Genomic DNA, 11,340 nt, shown 5'->3' on the forward strand with positions numbered 1-11,340 from the left:
AAGGTTCCACGTCATGCCGAACGACAAGAAGCTCGTTGACTACCTCAAGTGGGTCACGAACGACTTGCACCAGACCCGTCAACGGCTTCGGGAGGCCGAGTCCGCACAGCAGGAGCCGATAGCCATCGTCGGCATGTCCTGCCGGCTGCCCGGTGGCGTCCGGTCGCCGGAAGAGCTCTGGCGACTGCTGAGCGACGGCCGGGACGGCATCTCGGCATTCCCCACGGACCGTGGCTGGAACCTCGACATCCTCGGCGGCGACGGAGGCGGCAGCAGCGCGACGGCCGAGGGCGGCTTCCTCGACGCCGCGGCGTTCGACGCGGACTTCTTCGGCATCTCGCCACGTGAAGCCGTGGCCATGGACCCCCAGCAGCGCCTCCTCCTGGAGACCTCCTGGGAGGCGCTGGAGCGGGCCGGCATCGACCCCGTGTCCCTGAAGGGGAGCCGGACCGGCGTCTTCGTGGGCACCAGCGGCGTCGACTACATCAACGCCGTGCTGAACTCCCGTGAGGACATCGAGGGGCACGGCAGCACCGGACTCGCGGGCAGCATCCTGTCCGGGCGGCTCTCGTACAGCTTCGGCCTGGAGGGCCCGGCCGTCACCGTCGACACCGCCTGCTCGTCCTCGCTCGTCTCGCTCCACCTGGCGGCCCACGCGCTGCGCACCGGAGAGTGCTCGCTGGCGCTGGTCGGCGGTGTGACGGTGATGTCGACGCCGATGAGCTTCGCCGGCTTCACCCGGCAGGGCGGGCTGGCGTCGAACGGCCGGTGCAAGCCGTTCTCCGACGACGCCGACGGCACCGGCTGGTCCGAGGGCGTGGGCATCGTCGTCGTCGAGCGGCTCTCCGACGCCCGGCGCAACGGCCATGAGATCCTCGCCGTCGTCCGGGGCTCCGCCGTCAACCAGGACGGCGCCTCCAACGGCCTCATGGCCCCCAACGGCCCCTCGCAGCAGCGGGTGATCCAGCAGGCCCTGGCGAGCGCCGGGCTGTCGGCGTCGGACGTGGACGCCGTCGAGGCGCACGGCACGGGCACGACCCTGGGCGACCCGATCGAGGCGCAGGCCCTGCTGGCCACCTACGGCCAGGGCCGCGACCCCGAGCGGCCGCTGCTGCTGGGCTCCGTGAAGTCCAACCTCGGCCACACCCAGGCCGCGGCCGGTGCGGCGGGGCTCATCAAGATGGTCCTGGCACTGCGGCACGGCGTCCTGCCCAAGACGCTGTACGCGGACACGCCGTCGTCCCACGTGGACTGGTCGGCCGGCGCGGTGGAGCTGCTGACGGAGTCCCGGGAGTGGCCCAAGGCCGACCGGCCGTGGCGCGCGGGCGTGTCGTCGTTCGGCATCAGCGGCACCAACGCCCACGTCATCATCGAGCAGGCACCGGCGGCGGAGCCCGGTGAGCCGGAGGAGACCGAGGCGAGGACAACGCCTTCGGCCGTGCCGTGGCCGGTCTCCGCCCGCTCCGAGGAGGCGCTCGCCGCCCAGCTGGAGCAGATCTCCTCGCTGACCGGAGCGTCCCCCCTCGACCTGGGATTCTCGCTCGCCACCACCAGGGCACACCTGGAGCACCGGGCGGTCCTGCTGTCCGAGGGCGACGAGGTCGTCGAGGTCGCGCGCGGGTACGCGCGGGACACCACCGGGAACGTCGCGGTGCTGTTCTCGGGCCAGGGCGCGCAGCGCGTCGGCATGGGCCGGGAGCTGTACGGTCGTTTCCCGGTGTTCGCCGAGGCGCTGGACGCGGTGCTGGCGCACTTCGGCGGCGAGCTGCGCGAGGTGATGTTCACCGACGAAGCGCGGCTGAACGAGACCGGGTTCACCCAGCCCGCCCTGTTCGCCGTCGAGGTGGCGCTGTTCCGCCTCGTGGAGTCCTGGGGAATCCGCCCGGACTTCGTGGCCGGCCACTCGATCGGTGAGATCACGGCGGCGCATGTGGCGGGGGTGTTCTCGTTGGAGGACGCCTGCGCCCTGGTGGCGGCGCGTGCCCGTCTGATGCAGGCGCTGCCCGCGGGCGGTGCCATGGTCGCTGTCCAGGCCCCGGAGGCCGAGGTGGTGGCCCGGTTGGTGGACGGTGTGTCGATCGCGGCGGTCAACGGGCCGGAGTCGGTCGTCCTGGCCGGTGACGAGGTGGCGGTGCTGGGCATCGCCGAGGGGTTCGCGGCCGAGGGCCGCAAGACGCGGCGGCTGTCGGTGAGCCACGCCTTCCACTCCCCGCTGATGGACCCGATGCTCGACGACTTCCGCAAGGTCGTCGACGGCCTGTCCTTCGAGGCCCCGCGCATCCCCCTCGTCTCGAACCTGACCGGCGAGCTCGCCACCGAGGAACTGGTGCGCTCGGCCGATTACTGGGTCCGTCACGTCCGGGAGACCGTCCGGTTCGCCGACGGCGTGCGCACCTTGGAGGCCGAAGGCGCCTCCGTGTTCCTGGAGCTCGGCCCGGACGGTGTGCTGACCGCGATGGCCCAGCACACCCTGGACGACTCCGCCCTCGCGGTGTCCGCCCTGCGCAAGGACCGCTCCGAGGAGACGGCCCTGCTCACCGCCCTCGCCCGCCTCCACGCGGTCGGCGTCGGCGTCGACTGGGCCGCCTGGTTCGCCGGCACGGGCGCGCGCCGCGCGGACCTGCCCACCTACCCGTTCCAGCACGAGCGCTACTGGCCCCGGCCCGCCCTCACGGGTGACGTGACCGGCGCCGGCCTGATGCCGGCGGAGCACCCGCTGCTCGGCGCGATGCTCGCGCTCGCGGACTCCGGCGAGGTGGTGTTCACCGGCAGGCTGTCGGCCCGGACCTCGCCCTGGCTGACCGACCACGTCCTCGGCGGCAGCGTGCTCTTCCCGGCCACCGGCTTCCTGGAACTGGCCGTGCGCGCCGGCGACCAGGTCGGCTGCGGCCGCGTCGAGGAGTTCGTCCTCCTCACCCCGCTGGTGCTGGAGGAGAGCGCCGCCACCCGGATCCAGGTGCAGGTCGGAGCCCCCGACGCGGCCGGCGCCCGCACGATCACCGTGCACTCCTGCCCCGACGGCGCCGCCGGTGAGGAGTGGGTGCAGCACGCCCACGGCACGCTGACCACCGGCGAGCGCGTCGCGGCCTTCGGGCCGGAGACGTGGCCGCCGCGCAACGCGGTGGTCGTCGACCTGGAGGGCTTCTACGACGGGACCGGCTACGGCCCGGCCTTCCAGGGCCTGCGCTCGGTCTGGCAGCGCGAGGACGAGGTCTTCGTGGAGGCCGCCCTGCCGGGCGACGTCTCCGGGGAGGCCGGGGCCTTCGGCATCCACCCGGCGCTGCTGGACGCGGTGCTCCAGGCGCACCGGATGGCCGGCGTCGGCGGTGCCGACGACCTCATGCTGCCGTTCGCCTGGCGAGGCGTGTCGCTGCACGCGGCCGGCGCCTCGGTCGTCCGCGCCCGTGTCGTGCGGACCGCCGAGGACTCGGTGTCCATCGCGGCCGTCGACGTCGACGGCGCGCCGGTGCTGTCGGCGGAGACGCTGGTGCTGCGCCGCCCGTCGGCCACCGACCCCGTGACCGCCCGCCCCGGCGCCGGGCGCGACGCCCTGCTGTCGCTCGACTGGGTGCCCGCCCCCGAGGTGCCCTCCGCCGAGCCCCGCTGCGTGTCGCTCGGCGCCGACGAGCCGGGTGTGGGCGCCTCGGTCGCCTCCCTGGCCGACCTCACCGGCGACGAGGACCTCGTCGTGGTGTCCGTGTCCGGCACCGGCGACGACGTGCCCGCCGCCGCCCACGAGCTCACCGCCCGGGTCCTCGGCCTCCTGGGCGAGTGGACCGGCCGGGAACTGCCCGCCGACTCCCGGCTGGTGTTCGTGACCCGGGGCGCCGTCTCCGCCGACGAGGGCGAGCCCGTACGGGACCTCGCCGCGGCCGCGGTGTGGGGCCTGGTGCGCTCGGCGCAGTCGGAGAACCCCGGGCGGATCGCGCTTCTCGACCTCCAGGACGGCGGTCTCGCCGAGGTGCTCGCGGACCTGCCCGGTCTGCTGGCCACCGAGGACGCGCAGTTCGTGGTGCGGGACGGCGCCGTCCGGGTGCCGCGTCTGGTCCGTACGGCTCCCGCCGCGGAGACCGCGCCGGCCGAGCCGCGCGCCTGGGACCCGGAGGGCACCGTCCTGATCACCGGTGCCACCGACGGCCCCGGCCGTGACCTGGCCCGGCACCTGGTCACCGAGCACGGAGTACGACACCTGCTGCTGGTCGGCCGCGGCGGCCCCCAGGCTTCCGGCGCCGACGAACTGTCCGCGGAGCTGGCCGCCCACGGCGCCGACGCGAGCGTCCTCGCCTGCGACCCCGCCGACCGCGCGGCACTGACCGCGGCGGTGGACTCGATCCCCACCGCCCACCCGCTGACCGCCGTCGTGCACACCGAGCGCGTCCCCGACGCCGAGGGAGCGGTGGCCTCGCCGACACCCGAGCGGCTCTCGGCGGTGCTGCGTCCGACGGCGGACGCGGCCTGGCACCTCCACGAGGTCACCAAGGACCTCGACCTGGCGGCGTTCGTGCTGTACTCGTCCGTCTCGGGCGTCCTCGGCACCGCCGGGCAGGGCGACCACGCGGCGGGCGGCGCCTTCCTGGACGCGCTGGCCCGGCACCGCGCGGCGCACGGTCTGGCCGCCCAGTCCCTCGCCTGGGGCGCCCGGGCCACGGACGACCGGTCGGCGGTCCCGCCCACGGACCCCTGGCAGAGCACGCCGCTGGGCGTGCGGCCCCCGAGCGCCGAGCAGGCTCTGGCGCTGTTCGACGCCGCCACCGCGACCGCCGGGTCCCACCTCGTGCCCCTCGGCCCGATCGCCCCGGGCACCCGGGACCGCGGTACGGTGCCGCCGGTGCTGCGGGGCCTGGTCAAGGGCGGCCGGCGGACGGCCGCCGGTACCGCGGGCGGCGCCGCCGCGGCGGCCCGGCTCGTCCAGCGGCTGACCGGCCTGAACGGCGACGAGCGGAACGCCTTCGCGGCCGACCTCGTATGGACCGAGGTCGCCGCCGTGCTGGGGCACGCCTCGGCCAAGGCGATCGACACCCGGCGGGACTTCAACGACCTGGGCTTCGACTCGCTGACCGCCGTCGAGCTCCGCAACCGGCTCGCCACCGCCACGGGCCTGCGCCTGCCCGCCACCCTCGTCTTCGACTACCCCAACCCCCGCGCGGTCGCCGATCACCTCGTCGCCGAACTCCTCGACGAGCACGGCGAGGTCCGTGCCACGGTCGCGACCACGGCGGACGCCGGGGACCCGGTCGTCATCGTCGGCATGGCCTGCCGGCTGCCCGGCGGTGTGGCGTCCCCGGAGGACCTGTGGCGGCTCGTCGTCGACGGGCGCGACGGCATCTCCGACTTCCCGACCGACCGCGGCTGGGACCTGGCGACCCTGCTGGGCGGGGCGGAGGGCGACCAGGGCCGCAGCTCCGCGTCCCAGGGCGGCTTCCTGTACGGCCTCGGCGACTTCGACGCCCCCTTCTTCGGCATCTCGCCCCGCGAGGCCATGGCCATGGACCCGCAGCAGCGGCTGATGCTGGAGACCACCTGGGAGGCCGTCGAGCGGGCCGGCATCGACCCGACGTCCCTGCGGGGTACCGAGACCGGTGTCTTCGTCGGCACCAGCGGCTCCGACTACGGCAGCATCCTGCTGAACTCCGGCGAGGACGTCGAGGCCCACGCCAGCACCGGACTCGCGAGCAGCGTCCTCTCCGGGCGCCTGTCCTACACGTTCGGCCTGGAGGGCCCCGCCCTCACCGTCGACACCGCGTGCTCGTCCTCGCTCGTCTCGCTCCACCTGGCGACCCACGCCCTGCGCAACGGCGAGTGCTCACTGGCCCTGGCCGGCGGTGTGACGCTGATGTCCACGCCGATGAGCATCAGCGGCTTCAGCCGGCAGGGCGCCCTGGCGACGGACGGCCGGTGCAAGGCGTTCTCGGACGCGGCCGACGGCACGAGCTGGGCGGAGGGCGTGGGCGTCCTCGTCCTGGAGCGGCTCTCCGACGCCCGCCGCAACGGCCACGAGGTCCTGGCCGTCGTCCGGGGCTCCGCCGTCAACCAGGACGGCGCCTCCAACGGCCTGACCGCCCCCAACGGCCCGTCCCAGCAGCGCGTCATCCGCCAGGCCCTCGCCAACGCCGGCCTGTCGACCGGCGACGTGGACGCCGTCGAGGCCCACGGCACCGGCACCTCGCTCGGCGACCCGATCGAGGCGCAGGCGCTGCTCGCCACCTACGGCCAGGACCGGGCCGGGGAACGACCGCTGATGCTCGGCTCGCTCAAGTCGAACATCGGCCACACCATGGCGGCGGCCGGTGTCTCCGGCGTCATCAAGATGGTCATGGCCATGCGCCACGGGGTGCTGCCGCGCTCCCTCCACATCGACACCCCCTCCACCCACGTCGACTGGACGGCCGGTGACATCCGGCTCCTCACGGAGCAGACCGACTGGCCGGACACCGGGCGCCCCCGCCGGGCCGCCGTGTCGGCCTTCGGCATCAGCGGCACCAACGCGCACACCATCCTGGAGCAGGCTCCCGGGACCGCGGCTCCCGAGGGCCGGGACGAGCCGGAGGTCTCGCCGTCGGCGGTGCCGTGGCCGGTCTCGGCGAAGTCCGAGGCCGCACTGGCCGCGCAGCTGGAGCGGGTCTCCTCGCTCGCCGGCCCGTCGCCCCTGGACGTCGGGTTCTCGCTGGCGACGACCCGGGCGCACCTCGAGTACCGCGCGGTGCTGCTGGCCGGGGACGACGGGACGGTGGAGGCCGCGCGCGGGCTCGCCGGCACGGCGGGGAAGCTCGCGGTGCTGTTCTCGGGCCAGGGCGCGCAGCGCGTCGGCATGGGCCGGGAGCTGTACGGTCGTTTCCCGGTGTTCGCGAAGGCCTTGGACGCGGTGCTGGCGCACTTCGGCGGCGAGCTGCGCGAGGTGATGTTCACCGACACCGACGAAGCGCGGCTGAACGAGACCGGGTTCACCCAGCCCGCCCTGTTCGCCGTCGAGGTGGCGCTCTTCCGGCTGGTCGAGTCGTGGGGCGTGCGTCCCGGCCTCGTGGCCGGGCACTCGATCGGTGAGATCGCGGCGGCGTATGTGGCGGGGGTGTTCTCGTTGGAGGACGCGTGCCGTCTGGTGTCGGCGCGTGCCCGTCTGATGCAGGCGCTGCCCGCGGGCGGTGCCATGGTCGCTGTCCAGGCCACCGAGGCCGAGTTGGTGGCCCGGTTGGTGGACGGTGTGTCGGTCGCGGCGGTCAACGGGCCGGAGTCGGTCGTCCTGGCCGGTGACGAGGCGGCGGTGCTGGGCATCGCCGAGGGGTTCGCGGCCGAGGGCCGCAAGACGCGGCGGCTGTCGGTGAGCCACGCCTTCCACTCGCCGCTGATGGACCCGATGCTCGACGACTTCCGCAAGGTCGCCGAAGAGCTGGTCTACGGAAGCCCCCGGATCCCGGTCGTCTCCAATGTGACGGGTGAGCTCGCTACGGACCTGACGTCGCCCGAGTACTGGGTGCGGCACGTCCGGGAGACCGTCCGGTTCGCCGACGGTGTCCGCACGCTGGCCGCCGAGGGGGCCTCCGTCTTCCTGGAGCTGGGTCCGGACGGCGTGCTGACGGCCATGGCGCAGCACACCCTGGACGACACCGCCCTCGCCGTCCCGGCCCTTCGTAAGGACCGCCCCGAGGAGACCGCCCTCCTCACGGCACTCGCGCGGCTGCACGTCGCGGGTGTGGACGTGGACTGGGCCGGACCGTTCGACGGCACCGGCGCCCGCCGCGTCGACCTCCCCACGTACGCGTTCCAGCACGAGCGCTACTGGCCCGCGCAGGCCGCCCCCGTGGGCGACGTGTCCGCCGCCGGGCTGACGCCGGCCGGACACCCGCTGCTGGGCGCGGCCGTCTCACTGGCCGACTCCGGCGGCATGCTCTTCACGGGCCGGCTGTCGACGGCGGCCCAGCCCTGGCTGAAGGACCACACCGTGGACGGGACGGTCCTCTTCCCCGCGGCCGGATTCCTCGAACTGGCCGTCCGCGCCGGTGACGAGGCGGGCTGCGACCGCGTCGCCGGACTGACCCTCGGCACACCGCTGGACCTCACCGACGGCACGGCGTTCGTGACCCAGGTGTGGGCCGGCGCCCCGGACGAGAAGGGAACCCGGGAGATCCGGTTCTTCTCCCGCCCGGAGAGCACCCCGGACGGAGCGTGGACGGAGCACGCCACCGGCACGCTCGCCACGGGCGCGCGCCGCACGGAATTCGACGCGTCCGTCTGGCCGCCCGCCGGCGCGGCCCCCGTCGAACTGGACCGCTTCTACGACGGTACCGGCTACGGCCCCGCCTTCCAGGGACTGCGGTCCGCCTGGATCCGCGGCGACGAGGTGTTCGTCGAGGCCGCGCTCGCGGGCGACACCGCCTCCGACTCCGCGCGCTTCGGCCTGCACCCCGCGCTGCTCGAAGCGCTCGTCCACGCCACCGCGTTCTTCGGCACGGGGGACGAGGACCGCGTCCCGTACGCCGCCTCCTGGGACGGGGTGTCCCTGCACGCCTCCGGCGCCTCGTCGGTGCGGGCACGGATCACGAGGACCGGTGAGGACTCCGTCCGGCTCACGGCGGTCGACGCCGCCGGGGACCCCGTGCTGTCGGCGGAGACCCTCACCCTGGGCGTCCCGGCCCCCGCCACCGGGCACCGGCGCGAGTCGCTGCTGCGGCTGGAATGGGTGCCCGCCCCGGAGGTGGAGGCCTCACCGGACGTACGGAGCCAGGTGCTCGCCCCCCTCGGGGCCGCGTCGCTGGCCGACGTCACCGAGGTCCCGGACCTGGTCGTGGTGCCCGTGCACGGCGACGGCGACGACATCCCGACGGCCGTGCGCGAGGCGACGGCGCGAGCCCTGACCCTGCTGCAGGAGTGGCTCGCCGACCAGCGCTTCGGTGCCTCGCGGCTGGTGTTCGTGACCCGTGGCGCGCTCTCCGGCGACGACCTCGCCGCCGCCGCCGTCTGGGGCCTGGTGCGCTCGGCGCACGCGGAACAGCCCGGCCGCTTCCTCCTGGCCGACCTGGACGACGACGCCGACGACGACGCCGACCTGACGGACCTCCTCGCGAAGCTGCCGGCCCTGACGGCCTCCGACGACGCCCAGTTCGCCGTCCGCGAGGGCGTGGTGCGCGTCGGACGACTGGGCTGGCTGCCCGCCGCCACGGAGCCGCGGCCCGCCTGGGACCCCGAGGGAACCGTCCTCGTCACCGGTGCCACCGGCGCGCTGGGCGGACACCTCGCCCGGTGGCTGGCCGGCAACGGCACCCGGCACCTGCTGCTCGTCAGCCGCCGTGGCCCGGCGGCCCCCGGAGCGGCCGAACTCGCGGACGAACTCCGGGAGCTGGGCGCACTGCCCACGGTGGCGGCCTGCGACACGACGGACCGTGACGCGCTCGACGCCCTCCTGGCGGGCATCCCGGCGGAGCACCCGCTGACCGCGGTCGTCCACCTGGCCGGCGTCCTCGACGACGGCATGGTGACCTCGCTGGACCCCGAGCGGCTGCCGCTCGTGCTCAGCCCGAAGGCGGACGCCGCCTGGCACCTGCACGAGGCCACCAAGGGCCTCGACCTGGCCGCGTTCATCATGTTCTCGTCCATCTCCGGAGTGCTCGGCGCCCCGGGCGTGGCCAACTACGCGGCCGCGAACGCCTTCCTGGACGGCCTGGCCCTGCACCGGACCTCGCTGGGCCTGCCGGGCCAGGCGCAGGCCTGGGGCCACTGGGCGCTCGAGGACGGCATGGCGGGCAAGGTGACCGAGACCGCCGCGCAGCGCATGCGGGCCGGCGGACTCTCGCCGGTCACCGTCGAACAGGGCATGGCGTCGTTCGACACCGCCCTCGGCCTCGCCGAGCCGAACGTGGTGGCGCTGGGCGAGTTCAGCACGCCTCCCGGCGGACAGGTCGACGTGCCTCCGCCGTACCGCGGACTGGTCCGCTGGAGCCGGCGCTCCGCCGTGAACTCCGTGAACGCCGTGAACGCGTCCGCCGCGCCGGACACCTTCGTCCAGCGGCTGCGGGAGACGCCGGAGGCCGACCGGGCCCGCCGGATCGTCGACATGGTCCGCACGGAGGCGGCGGGCGTCCTCGGCCACGCCTCGGCCGACGCCGTCGAGGCCCACCGGGACTTCTTCGAGCTGGGCTTCGACTCGCTGACCTCGGTCGAGCTCCGCAACCGGATCGCCGCGGTCACCGGGCTGCAACTGCCCGCGACCGTCGTCTTCGACAACCGGAACCCCGAGAACCTCGCCACCTGGCTGCGCAGCGAACTCGCCGCCCAGCCGGGCGCGGACGGCTTCCCGTCCGGCGGGGAGCTCAGGGGCCCGGCCCAGGAGATCGACTCGCTGGAGCGGCTCTTCCTCGACGCCATGGAGACCGGCAGGATCCCGGAGGCCCAGGTCATGCTGAGGTCCCTGAGCGCCCTCCGCCCGAGCTTCGGGAACGCGGCCGAGCTGGAGGACCTGCCGCTGCCGACCACGCTCGCCGAGGGCTCCGGCACCCCGCGACTGATCTGCGTCAGCACGCCCACCGCCAACGGCGGCGTCCACGAGTACGTGAGGTTCGCCGCGCACTTCCGGGGCGAGCGGCACGTCTGCGCGGTGCCGCTGGTCGGGTTCTCGGCGGGGGAGCGGCTGCCGGCCGACCCCGAGACCGGGATCAGGGTCATCGCGGAGAGCGCGCTGCGCGCGAGCGACGGCGAGCCCTTCGTCCTGGTCGGCCACTCCTCCGGCGGATCGCTCGCCTACGCGGCCGCCGGCCTGCTGGAGGAGACATGGGGGATCAAGCCCACGGCCGTGGTGCTGCTGGACACCCTCAGCATCCGGCACGACCGGAACGAGGACATCGACTACGCCGGTCTGATGCGGCAGAACTTCCTGGTCGACGAGGTCTCCCCGGTGCGGATGACGAACTCCCGGCTGTCCGCCATGGGACGGTGGATGGGCCTCCTGAACCGGGTCGACGTCCGGCACACGACGGCCCCCGTGCTCAACCTCCAGGCGAAGCGGCAGCACGCCGGGGTCCAGTCCGCTCCGGCCGGGGCCGAGGGCTCCGGTGGTGAGGAGCTGAGCACCCTCATCCCGTCGGCCGACGTCCGCAGGGTCGACGCGGACCACCTCTCGATCGTCAAGGCGGACGCCGGGCTGGCGGCGGAGGCGGTGGAGAGCTGGCTCGGCTCCGTCACGGGAGCGTGACGGCGACGCGGTGAGACGCGCCACGGCGGGCGGCCCCAGGCCGCCCGCCGTGGCGTTTTCCCGTCCGCCCGCCATGGCGTACGCGCACGTCACCGGGGAGTCCAGCTCTAGGGAAACCCGCAGTCCACCTTGGACGAGGATGGCCGTGAAAATGGGTCAGA

1 protein-coding gene is annotated in these 11,340 nt (G+C 74.6%); it reads left to right on the forward strand.

From position 1 onward, the window contains the following. Positions 1-13: 13 nt before the first annotated feature. Positions 14-11,179, forward strand: coding sequence for a type I polyketide synthase (locus tag LUZ64_RS26190; protein ID WP_232398851.1), 11,166 nt, complete (start codon positions 14-16; stop codon positions 11,177-11,179). The last annotated feature ends 161 nt before the right edge of the window (positions 11,180-11,340 follow it).

Source organism: Streptomyces albireticuli, assembly GCF_021228125.1.
Classification (GTDB): domain Bacteria; phylum Actinomycetota; class Actinomycetes; order Streptomycetales; family Streptomycetaceae; genus Streptomyces; species Streptomyces albireticuli.